Origin of the sequence: Rheinheimera sp., assembly GCF_037442525.1 — a bacterium.
Taxonomy (GTDB): Bacteria; Pseudomonadota; Gammaproteobacteria; order Enterobacterales; family Alteromonadaceae; genus Pararheinheimera.
Genome location: NZ_JBBIQD010000015.1, coordinates 45494 through 61920 on the forward strand (window position 1 = coordinate 45494; position 16427 = coordinate 61920).

Consider the following 16427-nt stretch of genomic DNA (forward strand, 5'->3'; position numbering starts at 1 on the left):
GCAGAGTCAAAGGGTACGTATAGACGTACATACTGCCAAAACTAGTGAATTTTACATCGGATTGAATTAAACAAGAGGTTATCATGTGTTCGATATTTGGGGTGCTTGACATCAAGACGGATGTTAAAGCCTTGCGCCAGCAGGCGCTACAGTTATCTAAGTTATTACGCCATCGTGGTCCGGACTGGTCCGGTGTATGGAACGACGACAATGCCATTTTAGTGCACGAGCGTCTGGCTATTGTAGATACTGAAAATGGCGCCCAGCCCCTGATTAATCCGAATCGAAATCACATTCTGGCAGTGAATGGTGAAATTTATAATCACAAGAATTTAGAGAAAAACCTGAACGTCGACTATCAGTTTCAGACCAAGTCAGACTGTGAGGTGATTCTGCCTTTATACCTGGAGCATGGTGCCGACTTTATCGACCAGCTGCAGGGCATGTTTGCTTTTATTCTGTATGACGCCGAGCAGCAGCGTTACCTGGTGGCGCGTGACCATATCGGCATTATTCCGCTTTATTACGGTTATGACGAACATGGTCAGCTCTATGTGGCGTCTGAGCTCAAAGCCCTGGTGCCCGTCTGTAAACAAATGCAGGAATTCCCGCCAGGCCATTTTTTTGACAGCAAAGTGGGCAAACTGGTGAAGTACTACCAGCGTGACTGGATGAGCTATGACGCCGTCAAAGACAACCCAGCCGATTTGGGCGAGTTAAAAGCCGCTTTGGAGCACAGCGTGAAGAGCCACCTGATGTCCGACGTGCCTTATGGTGTGTTGCTCTCTGGTGGTCTGGATTCCAGCTTAATCTCCGCCATTACCCAGCAGTTTGCGCGTAACAGGGTCGAAGATGACGATCAGTCCGAAGCCTGGTGGCCACGGCTGCACTCTTTTGCGGTCGGCCTGCAGGGCTCACCGGATCTGGCAGCAGCCCGCAAAGTGGCAGATTCCATTGGCACAGTGCACCACGAAGTGCATTTTACCGTGCAGGAAGGCATAGACGCTTTGCGTGATGTGGTGTATTTCCTCGAGACTTACGATGTGACCACCATCCGTGCCTCCACCCCTATGTACCTGATGGCGCGTAAAATCAAAGCCATGGGCATTAAAATGGTGCTGTCGGGCGAAGGCTCGGATGAAATCTTTGGTGGTTACCTGTATTTCCACAAAGCGCCGAACGCCCAAGAGTTCCATGAAGAGACGCTGCGTAAACTGGACCGTTTACATATGTTCGACTGCAACCGTGCCAACAAGGCGATGTCAGCCTGGGGCATTGAAGCCCGGGTGCCGTTCCTCGACAAGCACTTTATGGACACCGCCATGCGGTTAAACCCACAAGCGAAAATGTGCGGTGGCGGCAAAATGGAAAAACACATTCTGCGTGAAGCTTTTGAAGGCGCTTTGCCCAAAGAAATTTTATGGCGGCAAAAAGAGCAGTTCTCTGATGGTGTCGGCTACAGCTGGATTGACAGCTTAAAAGCTTATGCGGAAAAAGAAGTGACGGACCAGCAGATGGCCACCGCCAGCTTCCGCTTCCCGGTCAACACACCGGACACCAAAGAAGGTTATCTGTACCGCACCATTTTTGAAGAGCATTTCCCACACCCGGCCGCTATCGCTTGCGTTCCGGGCGGTAAGTCAGTCGCCTGCTCCACGCCTGAAGCCCTGGCCTGGGACGCTAAAATGGCGCAGCTGACCGACCCGTCGGGCCGTGCTGTACGTGACGTCCACGAGCAGGGTTATTAAGCTTTGCTCAGTAATCCCCAGCGGCCGCTTTTGCGGCCGTTGTTTTTTCCAGCACAAAATGCCTATTGAGCGTTAAATTCGTTTTTTCATCGGGTTTGCACTGGCGAAAAGTCAGCACAGATCGTATGTTAAGCGCCAAATGACCCCCCTGAGATTGGGCCTTTGAGTTTATGAAATGCTTTTCTGTTGTACTGGCCGTAGTGATGGCGTCAAGCCTGTGCCAGCACGCTGTTGCCGAAACCGCGCTGACCGGGCGCTGGATTAAAGATTTAGCCCAGCAACCTTTGCTGGACCCGCAAACCTCCGGCCTGACCTTTCGCAAAGGTGAGCTGGTCGCTCTTGGCGATCAAAGCGCCGATGAAAGCACCCGGATGAAACTGTTCCGGCTCAGCCCACAAACCGGCCAGGCGATCACAGCGCCAATCCCGATCACTGTGGCGGATTCGCTGAAATCCAGCTGTTTTTATCAGTACCTGAGTGAAAAACCGGATTTGGAAGCCCTGACCTGGGATCGCATTGATGACACCACCTTAATCACAGTCACCGAAGATGCGTCCAACTACAGCCTGAGCCCGGAATGCAGCCGTAAGTTTGCCAAAACCAATTCCACGCTCTACCCCACGCTGCTGCTGAAGATTCAGGTGGACCAGGCGCTGACCAGGGCTGAAATTGTTGCAGTACGGCCTGTGCAGTTTCCGCCTGAGGCCAAACTTGGTAACTTCCCGAATGATGGCGTGGAAGGTCTGGCAGTGGACAGCCATCTGAATCTGTACCTGGCGGTTGAGCAGGATATGGCGAATAAACCCCGTATTTTTAAAACCCGGCTGACCTCCGATTTCTGGGCCAGGGACAACCTGGTCAAGGTCATTGACGCCAATCTGAGCATGCCGCCGCTGGATGACGCCGACCACCCCATCAATGGCATTGAATTTATTCCAAGCCCGCTGCAGGGCCACCCAGGCTATCTGGCTGCTGTGGCGCGTAATGACGATGAACTTTGGGTGTTTGACCTGACCAACAGGGTGCCGCCTTATGTACAGAAACTCAGTTTCTATGTCAGCACCGACGATTCAGGCCTGTGCCAACCCTACGACAAGCTGGTGCAAACCGCCATCGAAGCCGTAACCTATGCAGATGGCACGCTGTATCTGGTCAACGATCCCTGGAAACAGCATTACAGCGACAATATTCAGTGTGGCACCCATGCCGACAAATTTAAGTCGATGTCCCCTTTGTTGTTCCAGCTGAGCCTGGACCCACGCTGGTTCAGCCCGCTTCGCAACAAAATACAGAATGCATTGCCCGCCATCAGCGGTTTAGCCAGTCATGATGGCGTCAGCTATCTGGCGGTACAGGATAAAAAAATCCAGCGACCCGGCGACCGGCTGGTCAGTATTCAATTGAATGCCAATCAGCCGCCTGTGCATCAACCGCTTTTTGTCACCAACTGGCCGGCCGGCCAGATGGCCAGCGATCTTGAAGCTGTCTGTGCTTTGCCTGGCCGGCCCGGTGAATACCTGGCCGCTGAAAGCGGCACCTGGCAAGGGGCTTTTGGCCGCCTGTTTCACCTGAAAGTGTTTCCGTCTTACGCTCAGGTGCTGGCGTTTTATGAGCTGCCTGTGGAGCGGGACAATAACCCACAGCTGGAAGGAGATAATTTTGAAGGCCTGGCATGCAGCGCCAAAGCTGAACAAAAGTACCTGCTGATACTGGGCGAACGCGGCAACGCTACAACCCCAGGCTTCCTGCAATGGGGAGAACTGAATTTAGCCAGTTCGGCCCTGAGCTGGAACAGCCAGAAACTGCAGGTCACGGGGCCAACAGGGGTGGACAGCGCCGTCTACCCACGCAAAATTTCCGACCTGTTTTTACAAAACGATGTGCTCTGGGCCAGCGCAGTGGCCGATAACGGCGACAATGGTCCTTTTCACTCCGTCATTTACCCGCTGGCGCTGGTCAACCCGGCCCAGACGCAGCCTGTCAGCCTGATGGCACAACGCCCTGTGTTCTGGCGGCTGGACGGCCTGAAAGTGGAAGGCATTGCAACACCGGCGCAAGGCCAGGAGCAAGCTGCACTCCTTATTGGCTCAGATGATGAAAACTACCAGGGCGTGATCCGGCCCTTACAAAAAACCAGCCTGAGCCCCTACGGGACAGTGCAGTAAGTCTTCGTTGTTTCACAGAACAGCCCGCTTTATGCGGGCTGTTCTGTCACTGTGGCAGACAATAAAGCGGCAAAGTCCTGGGCAGGAACCGGTTTACTGCAATAGTAGCCCTGGTAATAATCACAGCCCTGCTCCAGTAAGAACTCAACCTGACTGGCGCGTTCCACCCCTTCGGCCAGCGCTTTAAGCCCCATAATATGCGCCATGGAAATAATGGCACTGACAATGGCCCGGCTTTCCGGGTTAAATTCCACATCGTCCATAAAGCTCTTGTCGATTTTCAGCACGTCCAGCCGGTAACGCTGTAAGTAAGCAAAAGACGAATAACCGGTCCCAAAGTCATCAATGGCCAGATTGACCCCCATCTGGTGCAATTCGGTCAACAGCACAGAGGCTTCCAGCTCTCTGTCCATAATGGCGCTTTCGGTCAGTTCCAGCTCCAGCCACTGGGCAGGGAAACCTGTCTGCTGCAGTATTTGAGCTGTGCGTTCGTGGATATTGCCCTGACTGAACTGATGGGATGACAAATTGACCGCAAGTTTTACCGGCCTCAGTCCGGCGTCCAACCAGGCTGCGCCCTGACGGCAGGTCTCGGCCAGCACCCAGTCGCCAATGGCACCAATCAGGCCAGTGTCTTCGGCAATTGGAATAAAACGCCCAGGTGGAATTAAACCTTCCACCGGGTCCAGCCAGCGGATCAAGGCTTCCGCACCAACAATACGGCCAGATTTCAGCTCCACCTGAGGCTGGTAATACACCCGGAACTGATTGGCTTTTAAGGCCCCACGCAACCGTCCTTCCAGGGCAATGCGCTCCCTGGCATACAGGGTTAAATCGTCCGAATAGTAGGCAAAACGGCCCCGGCCCTGTTCTTTGGCACGGTACAGGGCGGCGTCGGCATGGCTGAGCAATACGGCCCCATCTTCACCATGATCCGGAAAGACCGAGATACCAATGCTGGCACCAATACGAACCTCCACATCATTGCTCAGCAACCAGGGCTGACTGAGCAACTGGATCAGTTCACTGGCGAAACGCGCGGCATCTTCCGCATGCTGCAACCGCTCCAGCAGAATAATAAACTCGTCGCCGCCAAAACGGGCCACAGTGTCAGTGCTGCGCAGCCGCTGACTTAAGGTGGTCGAGACCAGCTTCAGCAATTCGTCCCCGCTTGGGTGGCCGAAACTGTCGTTAATGTACTTAAAGCGGTCCAGGTCCAGCATCAGCACGGCAAATTGCTGCTGGTCACGTTTGGCCTGCTGCACCGCATTCTGCAGCCTGGAGTTCATCAGCAACCGGTTCGGTAAGCCTGTCAGTACATCATGGTGGGCGAGAAACTCCAGCTCCTGCTCCGACGCCTTTAACTGGGTAATATCGGCAAATACGGCCACATAGTGGCTCAGCGCATTTTGCGGATCGCGAATGGTGCTGATGCTGAGCAGCTCAGGGTACACCTCACCATTTTTACGGCGGTTCCAGACTTCGCCTTGCCAGTAGCCCCGCTCCGTCAGCTCCTGCCACATTTGCCGGTAAAAGGCTGCATCGTGTCGGCCAGAAGCAAAGATGGCCGGTGTTTGCCCCAGCACTTCCTGCTCCTCATAGCCCAACATCCGCAGCAATGACTGGTTCACCTGAATAATTCTGTTGTCCGAATCGGTGATCATAATGCCTTCGCGGGTGCTCTGAAACACGGCCGCCGCCTGGCGCAACGAGGATTCAAAGCGCTGCCGTCTGACCGCATACCCCAAAGCTGACGCCAGCATTTTCAGCGCGTCCATCTCCACCGTATTCCACTGCCTGTTGGCCACTCCAGACTCTACACCAAGAGTCCCCCACCAGTGGCCATCCAGTATCACCGGCAACAGCGCAATGGCAGTCACCCCAAGGTCACGCCACGGCTGCTGCACCGGCTCCGGCAGCTGCGCCACAGCACCTGCAACGCTGCGTCCTGCGCTCAGCTCTGCGACAAGGTAAGCACAGGCCTGACTGTCTTTTGTGCTCAGCTGTAAAGGGTTGAAGCCGTAACTGGTGTCTTGTTGCCATAACGCCAGTTGCTCACAGTGTTCAGAACTTTTGTTCTGGTACAGGTACATAGCGTCCGCTTCCAGGGTTTGAGCCAAAGCGGGCAAACTCTGCTGCAACAGACTCAGCCAGTCACTGTGCTGCAACAGCGACGCGGCCAAATCGGCCTGTTGCGCCATGATTTGTGCGCGCTGCTTTAACTCCTGACGGTTGCTGATACTCTGACTGATGTCTTCAATGGTCACCAAGGCTCCTTTGAGCACACCATCTTCCAGCAAAGGTTCTGCATTGCTGCTGAGCCAGCGCAGCTCATCACCGTTGTAAAAGCCCAACACGCGGTCTCGCACTGAGGCTTTGGTGCTCAGCACCTGACGGCTCGGCAATAACCCAAGCGGAACCGTATTCCTCTCTTCATCAACAAAAATCCAGCGATCGCCCTGTTTGTTTTCCTCGATCAACTGCTGTTTGCTGCGGGCCAGAATACGTTCCGCCGCTGGGTTGCAGTCCAGCAGACAGGCCTGCTCGTCGTACAGAATTAAGCCCTCTGACATGGTGTTAAATAAGGTTTGCAAGCGGTTGACCGTGGCCTGCTGCTGTTGCCTGCTGTGCACCAGCTCCGTCAGATCCAGCATGGCGCCAAGCACCAGTTGCCGGCCATCCCGCCCTGCAGGCAACAAGCGCAAATCATCCCGAATGTATTTCAGCGAGCCGTCGGCGGCATAAAAGCGGTATTCGTGGCTGTAGTACCCCTTTTCCATGGTCTGCTGCAGAGCTTGGGTCGCCCTCCCCAGGTCATCCGGATGGACCTGCTGCTCCCACCAGCCCGGTACCAGACACAAGCCAGGTTCAAAACCCAGCACCCGGCTGACATTGGCACTGACCCAGCTGGTGCTGCACTGCTGGCCGTCCAGTTCTATCCGGTGCAGGACAGCAGAGCTGGCATTGAGAATGCTGTCGAGCTGCTGCGCACTGTGTTGCAGCTGCTGATTGCTTTGGGTCAGGTCGGCATAGAGCTGGCGTTTTTCGGTCACATCATCAAAACTGGCCAGGATCCAGTCCTGATGCGCTTTGCCTTGCTGCTTTTGAATCATCAGCCGGATCACCCGTAAACGGCCCGATTTGTGTTTCAGTGACAAATCCAGCGTCAGCGGCTGCCCCTCACGCAACTGGTCCATAGGTAAATTGGCCAGTTGGTTTTCCGCAAGCAAATCCCATAACGACAACTGCAGCAGCTCGTCCTGCGCATACCCCAGGATCTCGGCCAGCCGCCGGTTCACCTGTAAAAAAGGCTGATGAATACGGTGCAGCACGGCCATGCCCAAAAATGGCAAATCGAAAAAAGCCCGCACTTGTTTGTCCTGCATCTGCTGACGGTTTTGCAGCTCCAGATAATGGTTCTGCATCAGCTCACGCCAGTAAAACAACACCAGCAGGAGCAGCACTAACAACAAACTGCCAGCCACCAGCGCCAGCCACAATAACAGGGTGTCAATGGGGGCCAGCACTTCGGCCGTATCCACCTTGGTCACCAACATCCAGTCGGTGTTCGCCACTGGTGCATAAGCGCCAAGCACTGCTGCGCCGCGATAATCTTTGGTTTCAGTAGCACCAGACTGGCGTTGACGCAATGCTTTGGCGGTCAATACTTCTTCGTTCAGGTCAAACTGCCCCTCCTGCCCGGCTTTTGCATGCCGCAGCGGGTTCAGAAACTGCACCTGTGCCCCCTGGTTTTTGACCAGCAGCACTTCTGCTGTCGGGCTGCTGACCGGCCAGGTCTGCAGCACAGGAAACAGAAACTGACTGGCGTCGGCCTGCAATTCCAGCCGATACAATTGCTGATCCGCCGCCAGTTGCAAACGCCAGTTCAGGCTGCAAAACTCCTGGAGTTCTGCGCTGAAACAATGAAAGACCGGCTGTTGAGCTGACCAGCTGTCCCGATGAAAACCTGTCTGCATCTGCCCCACTTCAAGCAGCAATTGCTGGTTCTGGTTGTACAGACGGATGGCGCTGAAGGCATGGCTGGCAATCAGACTACTCAGGCGTAATCGCAGGTTATGACGGGCTTCGTCACTGCGTTCAAAAGCACTCAACTGCTGACGAAAACCGTTGTCTTTGGCCACACCACTGATGTCATAGCGTCGTTCCGCCAGCCACTGTTCCAGTTGTTGTTTTTTAATTTCGTTGATGGTGTGTAAATCGGCATAAGCACGGGATTTCAACTGACTGGAATACATCATTTTGGTGACTACAGTCAGGCCGGGCAACGCCAGGACAAAGGCCAGCAGCACGGCCAGCAGACGCCACTGCTTCATCCGGGTATTGACCGGATTGTCGTAAAACTGTTGTTTGCGCCAGCTGGTCAGCAGCAGGTACAGCAAAGTTCCGCTTAACGCGACATAAGCAAAACCTTTCAGGGTACTGAGTACAGACACCAGCCAGGGGTCCGTCACCATCAGGTGCAGTACCCGGTCAGAGCCAAAAATCCACAGCAAAGAAAACAGGCTGTACAGAATCACAATACGAATGGCGTTCAGTGGAAAAGCGGTTTTAGTCATCAGAGGCTTACACTGGCGTGCAGCGCCAGCGCCTTTTGTTGCAGTCGTGGCAGTTTCGCTACCACCTGTTGCCAGGAGTGCTCAATCTGGCGCTGCAGCTCACCAGCGGGCAACGACCCATCCAGTACCACAGTATTCCAGTGTTTTTTATTCATATGGTAGCCAGGCCGCACTGCACTGAACAGGTCGCGCAGCGCCTGTGCCTGGTCCGGGTCGCATTTGAGGTTGATGCTGCACTGCGTTTTGTTGGCAAACAAAATGGCAAACACCTTGCCTTTCACTTTGTAGACATAGAGATCCGGTCCAAAAGGAAAATCCAGTTCAGCCCCTGTTTGTAACTGACAGTGCTGTTGCGCCTGCAGAAAATCCATGCAGCTCCTATCAAATCAAGTGTGTTTAATGCAAAAGGCTGCCCAGGGCAGCCTTTGTCCTGTTGTACCTTTTCCTGCGTTATTTGGCTGTCTGTAACTTCATCCAACTGAAGATTTCATTGTACCAACGCTCGGCATTTTGCGGTTTTAAGATCCAGTGGTTTTCATCCGGGAAAATCACCAGTTTCGACTCAATACCTTTGCGCTGCAGTGTGGTAAAGGCGCCCAGCCCCTGCGCATAGGGCACACGGTAATCTTTTAAGCCGTGGATCACCAGCATAGGTGTTTTCCAGTTGTCGGTAAAAGCGGCCGGGTTAAATTTATGGTAGTCAGCATCTTTGGTCCAGAGCATCCCACCCATATCGTGTTCCGGGAACCACAACTCTTCGGTGCTGCCGTAAAAACTTGGCATATCAAACAAACCTGCATGATTGACCAGGCACTTAAAGCCGTCCGGCCAGTTGCCGGCAATCCAGTTCATCATAAAGCCGCCATAAGAGGCTCCCAAGGCACAGGCGTTGTTTTTATCCAGCCAGGTTTCTTTTTCGGTGATATAAGCCAGGCCTTTTTGCAAATCCTGCAATGGCTTGCCACCCCAGTCACGGGCGATGGAATCGGTAAAGGCCTGACCATAACCGGTCGAGCCGTGGAAATCGATCATCACCACGCCATAGCCCTGCGCCGCCCACAGCTGGGCATTCCAGCGGTAGTTAAACATATTGCCAAAGCTGCCTTGCGGGCCGCCGTGCACAATAAAGGCAATGGGGTATTGCTGACCGGCTTTGAAATTCCAGGGTTTCATCCAGTAGCCATGCACTGTTTCGTCATTGGCGCCAGGGAAGCTGAACTGGGCGAATTCGGCCAGCTGAATCTCTTTCAGGTTGTCGGCATTCACGTTGGTCAGCGCTTTGGGCATGCCAGTTTCAGTCGCCAGCTCGTAAATATCGGTTGGTTTGTTCAGGCTGTGGTTGGTAAATATCAGCTTGTTTTTCAGCACATTCAGATCGCCAGCCGTGCCGTCGGCGTAGACTTTGGCGATATCGCCAAACTGGGTATTAATGGCAAAAATACCGTGCTGGCCTGTGTCCTGCGCTGTGACGTAAATAGTGCGGCTGTCCGGACCAAAGGCGAAATCACTGACCGAACGGTCCCATTCAGACGCCAGTTCTTTACGTTCCCCTGTCACCATATCCAGCAAAATCAAACCAAAACGGTCCGCTTCATACACAGGTTTCTTCATTGCCAGATAGGCCATATAACGGCCATCACCGGAGAACTTCGGGCTGGCATCCCAAGCGGCGTTTTCACGGGTTAAGTTGACTTTTTCGCCGCCATTGACCGACACCTGAAAAATATCAAAGTTGGTATGCCAGGCCTGATCGACGCCAGGAATTTTGGCGCTGAACACCAGATTTTTACCGTCTGGCGTAAAAGCCACCTGGTCGATACCGGCGATATCGGTATTCCACTCCGGTATCAGGTTTTTCGCTTCGGTGACCTTGTCCTGCCCGATACGGGCTATGTACAGCTGGCTGCGAAAACCGTCGCTCCAGCTGTCCCAATGACGCACCATCAGCTGGTCAAACACCATAGCGCTGTCTTTCTGGCCGGCCGCCACCTGTTTGGCTTCCACAGTACAGGCCACAGTGTCACAACCTGGTTTGCTGGCCAGTTGCAAAGCCAGATAGTTTTCATCGCCGGACAACACAAAACCATCCACGTCCAGCGGCAAATCGGTGATTTGTTTGGCTTCCCCACCTGTTAATGGCAAACGCCAGATTTGCGCTGAACCGCTGCGTCCTGCGATAAAATACAAGGCGTCCGAGTTTTTTGACCACTGCACATGATGTTCACGGTCATCGTTATAGGTCAGGCGGCTGACTTTATTACCTTGCTGTAAATCCATCAGGTACAAATCAGCACTGGTATCGGCCGGGTTCAAGCCACCATTTTTCTGACCATACACCAGATAACGGCCATCAGGTGACACATGCACGTCGTATAACTTGTTGAATTTATTTAAGTGTTCAATCGTCAGTGGTGACTTGGCAACAGCTGCAGTGCTCATCAGAGCTAAAGCAACCAAAGATAAGGCTTTCATACAGTCTCCTGAAAAAACGCCCTGAAGATCAGGGCGTTTTCGGTGTAATTATAAGATTCAGGCGCTTGGCTCAAGCTCGGCAATCTTCAGTTTCCAGATTGCAGGTCCTTGTTTATGCACGTTATTTCCGTTGCTGTCAACAGCCACTGTCACAGGCATGTCTTCCACTTCAAATTCGTAAATGGCTTCCATACCTAAATCTTCGAACGCCACCACACGGGCCTTTTTAATGGCTTTTGACACCAGATAGGCTGCACCACCCACCGCCATCAGGTACACAGCCTTGTGCTCTTTGATGCTGTCCACCGTTTTGTCGCCGCGCTCCGATTTACCAATCATGCCCAGCAAGCCGGTCTGGCTCAGCATCATGTCGGTAAATTTATCCATCCGCGTGGCTGTGGTCGGACCGGCCGGGCCTACTACTTCATCCCCGACGGCGTCCACAGGGCCGACGTAATAAATGAATTTGTTTTTAAAATCGACCCCCGCAGGCAGGCCTTCGCCTTTGGCCAGCATATCGGCAATACGCTTGTGCGCCGCGTCGCGGCCGGTCAGCATTTTGCCCGACAGCAGCACAGTTTCACCTGCTTTCCAATCCAGCACCTGTTCCGGCGTCACTGTGTCCAGGTTCACCCGGCGCACATTGTTGCCAAGCTCCCAGGTCACCTGTGGCCAGTCTTCCAGCTTGGGTGGTGTTAACTGGGCCGGGCCTGACCCATCCAGGTGGAAATGCACATGGCGGGTGGCCGCGCAGTTCGGGATCATCACCACCGGCTTGGACGCCGCATGGGTGGCCACAGATTTAATTTTGACATCGACCACTGTGGTTAAGCCGCCCAACCCCTGGGCACCAATGCCCAGTTTGTTCACTTTGTCGTACAGCTCCAGACGCAGTTTTTCGTCGGCCGTTTCGGCACCTTTTTCCAGCAGGTCCTGAATATCCACCGGCTCCATCAGCGCTTCTTTGGCCAGCACTGCCGCTTTTTCGGCGGTGCCACCAATACCAATGCCAAGCATACCCGGCGGACACCAGCCCGCCCCCATTTTCGGCAGGGTTTCCAGCACCCACTCCACCACAGAGTCGGACGGGTTCAGCATCACCATTTTGGTTTTGTTTTCACTGCCACCGCCTTTGGCGGCAATCATCACTTCGACATGGTGGCCTGCCACCATATCAATGTGCACTACGGATGGCGTGTTGTCTTTGGTGTTTTTCCGGCTCCCGGCGGGGTCCGCCACAATAGAAGCGCGCAGCGGGTTGTGTGGGTTCAGGTAAGCACGACGGGTGCCTTCGTCCACCATTTGCTGCACTGTCATGTCGGTTTTGTCCCAACGCACATCCATACCGATTTTGACGAAACAAGTGACAATGCCGGTGTCCTGACAGATAGGCCTGTTGCCTTCGGCCGACATGCGTGAGTTGATCAGAATTTGGGCTATTGCATCTTTGGCGGCCTGGTTCTGCTCCTTGTGGTAGGCCTTTTCCAACGCCTGCACAAAATCCAGCGGGTGATAATAAGAGATGTACTGCAACGCATCTTCGATGCTGTCGATAAAGTCTTGCTGGCGAATTACCGTCATGTTGTGCCCTTTTCTGTCAGGTTCAGACGACGCTTCAGCCCCTGCACGGGCGGGAGCGTCGGGATTAACTAATAGTGGTCAGGCTGTTATGATACCGCGCAACCGATCCAGCGGCTAGTCGACCCAGGTCGTTTTGCTGGAAATTGACGATTGATGAAGATGAGTTCCGCATGGCCACTGCCCTGTTATTACCCGAGTCGCCCCAGGATTTAACCCGCTATTTTGCCGCGGTGGCGCATCAGCCCTGGGCGCTGTTGTTCGACTCCGCCGCCGCCGCCCATATCAACAGCCGCTACCATATTCTGCTGGCACAACCTGTTGCCACCCTGACCTGCCATGATGGCGAGCTGCAGTTGAACAAAAACGGCGAAGTCAGCTCATTTCGTGCCGACCCGTTTGCGACGCTGCAGCAATTGCATCAGGACTATTTTCCTGCGCCACAAACTGCGCTGGCGCTGCCTTTTGCCGGGGGGCTGGCGGGCTTTTTTGGTTATGAACTGGGCCAGTTGCTGGAACCCGTGCCCGCCGTGGCTTCACCTGCCCGTGCCCTGCCCGATTTAGCGGTTGGGGTTTACCTCTGGGCCTTGGTGCTGGACCAGCAACAGGGCAAGCTTTGGTATGTGGATGCCACAGGCGACGCCAGCCACAGCTGGCCGGTGCGCAAAGTGCTGTTTGACCGCCCCCCTGAGGCGGCACCATTTTCACTGTGCAGCGACTGGACGGCCAATATGGATGCACAGCAGTACAAGGAAAAATTCGACAAAGTGCAGCAGTACCTGAAAAGCGGCGACTGTTACCAGATTAACCTGGCGCAGCGGTTTTCGGCCCGTTACCAGGGCGATGAATGGCAGGCTTACCTGAAATTGCGAGCCAAAAACGGCGCGCCTTTTTCTGCTTTTATGCGCCTGCCCGAAGGTTGTGTGCTGTCGCTCTCACCCGAACGTTTTATTGAAGTGAAACAAGGCCGGGTGGAGACCAAACCTATTAAAGGCACCCTGCCGCGCAGCAGTGACCCGGCGCAGGATGCCGCCAATGCAGCAGAGCTGCAACGGTCAGAAAAAAACCGCGCCGAAAACGTGATGATTGTCGATTTGCTGCGTAACGATTTAGGCAAACACTGTGTGCCAGGGTCGGTCAAAGTGCCCTCCTTGTTTGCCATTGAATCTTTTCCGGCGGTGCACCATTTGGTCAGCACAGTCACAGGCCAGTTGAATCCATCGGCCGATGCCTTTGATTTATTGCGGGGTGCTTTCCCTGGTGGCTCTATTACCGGTGCGCCCAAAGTGCGGGCCATGCAGATTATTGCCGAATTAGAGCCGCACCCACGCTCGGTGTACTGCGGCGCCTTGGGTTATATCAACCAGCAAGGCGATATGGACAGCAATATTGCGATACGCACCCTGGTGCTGGCAGAAGGTGAAGCTTTGTGCTGGGCCGGTGGCGGCCTGGTGGCGGACTCAGAGGCCCACAGTGAATACCAGGAAACCTTTGATAAAGTGCAGCGTATTCTGCCTGTCCTTTCGGAGCAAGACTGATGCAATGGCCGCAGTTTTACCCGCGCTTTTTATTGCAGCAGCCGGTGCCACACCAGCGCTTGTTGCCCGCTCAGGCCAGAGCCTCAGCCGTGTTGGTGCTGCTGCGTGAAGGCAGCCAAGGACTGGAAGTGTTGCTGACAGAGCGGGCTGCCCATTTAAAACACCACCCCGGGCAAATCAGTTTTCCGGGGGGCCGTATTGAAGAGGGCGAAAGCAGCTGGCAGGCGGCGCTGCGGGAAGCTTTTGAAGAAACCGGTGTGCTTGAGCGCAATATCCAGGTGCTGGGCCAGTTGCCAGACTACGTGACTGGCACCGGCTTTTTTATTTCACCGCACCTGGCTTTGCTGACCGAAGAGCAACCGCTGGTGTTGCAGGCCGAAGAAGTGGCCTCTGCCTTTTGGCTGCCGCTGTCTCTGCTGGCAGCCCCCGGCGCGCTGTACTCCGAGCTGCGCCAGTTTGGCCCTGTGTTACACCGCCTGTATTATTTTCCGTACCGGCAAAAGCTGATTTGGGGCGCCACAGCCGCTGTGCTGGTGAATCTGCTTGAACAAACCGCCGCATAACACTGGCCTGTTGCTGTAATAAGCGCCGACCAGTTACAAAGCGGGTTACAGTGTGATTGGCTTTGGTTAGAATAGCCGCCAGTCAGAGGTCACACGAAGTATAACTATGATCATCAGCGCATTTGACATGTTCAGTATCGGCATAGGCCCGTCCAGTTCACACACCGTCGGCCCTATGCGTGCCGCCAAAAAATTCTGTGAAGAGTTACGCGCACAAGGTTTATTCGACCGGGTGACCCAGGTGAAAGTGGAGCTGTTCGGCTCTTTGGGCCAGACCGGCATAGGCCACGGCACCGGCAAAGCGGTGATTCTGGGCCTGTCGGGTTACCTGCCAGAAAGCATTGAACCCGACGCCGTACCCGGCCTGTTAAAACAGGTAGAAAGCAGCGAAAGCATTCAGCTGGACCAAAAGCGTGCCGTGTTGTTTCCGCGTGAAGGCGCCATTATTTTCCATCGCCGCAAAACCTTAAAAGAGCATTCCAACGGTATGGAATTAATTGCCTATGAAGGCAATGAGGTGCTGCTAAGCGAGATTTACTTTTCGATAGGTGGAGGCTTTATTGTCAAAGCCGAAGATTTCGCCCAGGAAAAAGAAGCGGCCAGCCAGTTTGCGGCCAACAATCCACCACCTTTTCCGTTTGAAAGCGGTGCTGAGCTGCTGAAGCTGTGCAAAGACAATGGCTTGTCCATTGCCGGTTTGATGATGGAAAACGAAAAGGTGCTGCGCAGCGAAGAGCAAATTCGCACTGAGCTGGGCGCCATCTGGCAAACCATGGTGAGCTGCATTAACCGCGGTATGCGCACTGAAGGCATTTTACCGGGCGGCTTAAAAGTAAAACGCCGCGCCCCGGCCCTGTATAAACGTTTAGCGGCCGAAAAAAGTGCCGACCCATTGCAGGTAATGGACTGGGTAAACCTGTTTGCGCTGGCGGTGAACGAAGAAAACGCCGCCGGTGGCCGGGTAGTGACAGCGCCGACCAACGGCGCCGCCGGTATTATTCCGGCCGTGTTGATGTACTACGACAAGTTTATTCAGCCAGTGACGCCGGAAATTTACAGCCGTTACCTGCTAACCGCCGCCGCCATTGGCATTTTGTATAAGAAAAATGCCTCTATTTCCGGCGCGGAAGTGGGCTGCCAGGGTGAAGTGGGCGTGGCCTGTTCTATGGCTGCCGGTGCGCTGACAGAGATTTTGGGTGGCAGCGTGGACAATGTAGAAAACGCCGCTGAAATTGGCATGGAACACAACCTGGGCCTGACCTGCGACCCGGTCGGCGGCCTGGTGCAGGTGCCCTGCATTGAACGCAACGCCATGGGTGCAGTGAAGGCCATTAACGCCTCCCGTCTCGCGCTGCGCGGCACAGGCGAGCATAAGGTGTCTTTGGATAAAGTGATCAAAACCATGTGGGACACAGGCCGCGATATGCAAAGCAAATACAAAGAAACCTCACGCGGCGGTCTGGCGGTAAACATTATCGAGTGTTAAACCTCGCCTGATTTCGACGTTGAACTGTAGGGGCGTACCTTGGTGCGCCCTTTTTATTTCTTTATGCTTGGTTGCAGATGGTTACGGCTTCATCCACCAGATGGTCAGGCGACCCGGACAGGGGTAACTACTGCATTCGCCCTTTCGCGCCTGACTCTATTGGTTTGGGGCTCACTTTGGATCGCGCACTCCGCAGTCACCCCCGCCCGGTTTGGTGGCTCACTTCAAGCTATAACGCGAAGCTTTGCGGAAACTTTGGAACCGCGCAGCGGTGGAAAAGTTTTCCGACAACAGCACATT

General features: G+C 54.3%; 9 protein-coding genes. 5 read left to right on the forward strand and 4 right to left on the reverse strand.

Features of this window, described 5'->3' with window-relative positions; all coding sequences use genetic code 11:
- The first annotated feature begins 83 nt into the window (after window positions 1-83).
- Together asnB and WKJ03_RS16535 are read left to right on the forward strand one after the other, a co-directional pair.
- Entirely contained in the window at window positions 84-1748 is a 1665-nt protein-coding gene (gene asnB / locus WKJ03_RS16530) for an asparagine synthase B (protein ID WP_337843342.1), read from the forward strand.
- A gap of 170 nt (window positions 1749-1918) precedes the next feature.
- The gene (locus tag WKJ03_RS16535; protein WP_337843343.1) at window positions 1919-3913 is read left to right on the forward strand and encodes a hypothetical protein; all 1995 of its coding nucleotides are present in this window, start codon (window positions 1919-1921) and stop codon (window positions 3911-3913) included.
- A gap of 29 nt (window positions 3914-3942) precedes the next feature.
- On the opposite strand, the gene WKJ03_RS16540 is transcribed toward WKJ03_RS16535, so the two are convergent.
- The 4 genes from WKJ03_RS16540 to WKJ03_RS16555 all read right to left on the reverse strand — a co-directional run bounded on the left by WKJ03_RS16540 (window position 3943) and on the right by WKJ03_RS16555 (window position 12543).
- Window positions 3943-8490 (reverse strand): EAL domain-containing protein, encoded by a 4548-nt coding sequence (locus tag WKJ03_RS16540; RefSeq protein ID WP_337843344.1) that lies wholly within the window; start codon window positions 8488-8490, stop codon window positions 3943-3945.
- On the reverse strand, window positions 8490-8861 hold the full coding sequence (locus tag WKJ03_RS16545) for an MmcQ/YjbR family DNA-binding protein (RefSeq protein ID WP_337843345.1): 372 nt from the start codon (window positions 8859-8861) through the stop codon (window positions 8490-8492). The genes WKJ03_RS16540 and WKJ03_RS16545 overlap by 1 nt, the downstream gene beginning before the upstream one ends.
- Window positions 8862-8940: 79 nt before the next feature.
- A complete protein-coding gene (locus WKJ03_RS16550; protein WP_337843346.1) occupies window positions 8941-10962 on the reverse strand; it encodes a S9 family peptidase in 2022 nt (673 codons plus the stop codon).
- Window positions 10963-11019: 57 nt separating this feature from the next.
- Complete coding sequence (locus WKJ03_RS16555; protein ID WP_337843347.1) at window positions 11020-12543, reverse strand: fumarate hydratase; 1524 nt, start codon at window positions 12541-12543, stop codon at window positions 11020-11022.
- 170 nt (window positions 12544-12713) lie between these two features.
- On the opposite strand from WKJ03_RS16555, the gene pabB reads away from it, so the two are divergent.
- From pabB to WKJ03_RS16570, 3 genes are all read left to right on the forward strand, one after another.
- A complete protein-coding gene (gene pabB / locus WKJ03_RS16560; RefSeq protein WP_337843348.1) occupies window positions 12714-14078 on the forward strand; it encodes an aminodeoxychorismate synthase component I in 1365 nt (454 codons plus the stop codon).
- Window positions 14078-14641, forward strand: coding sequence for a CoA pyrophosphatase (locus WKJ03_RS16565; protein WP_337843349.1), 564 nt, complete (start codon window positions 14078-14080; stop codon window positions 14639-14641). Before pabB ends, WKJ03_RS16565 begins: the two co-directional genes overlap by 1 nt.
- A 106-nt stretch (window positions 14642-14747) precedes the next feature.
- Window positions 14748-16127 (forward strand): L-serine ammonia-lyase, encoded by a 1380-nt coding sequence (locus tag WKJ03_RS16570; RefSeq protein WP_337843350.1) that lies wholly within the window; start codon window positions 14748-14750, stop codon window positions 16125-16127.
- Window positions 16128-16427 lie beyond the last annotated feature (300 nt).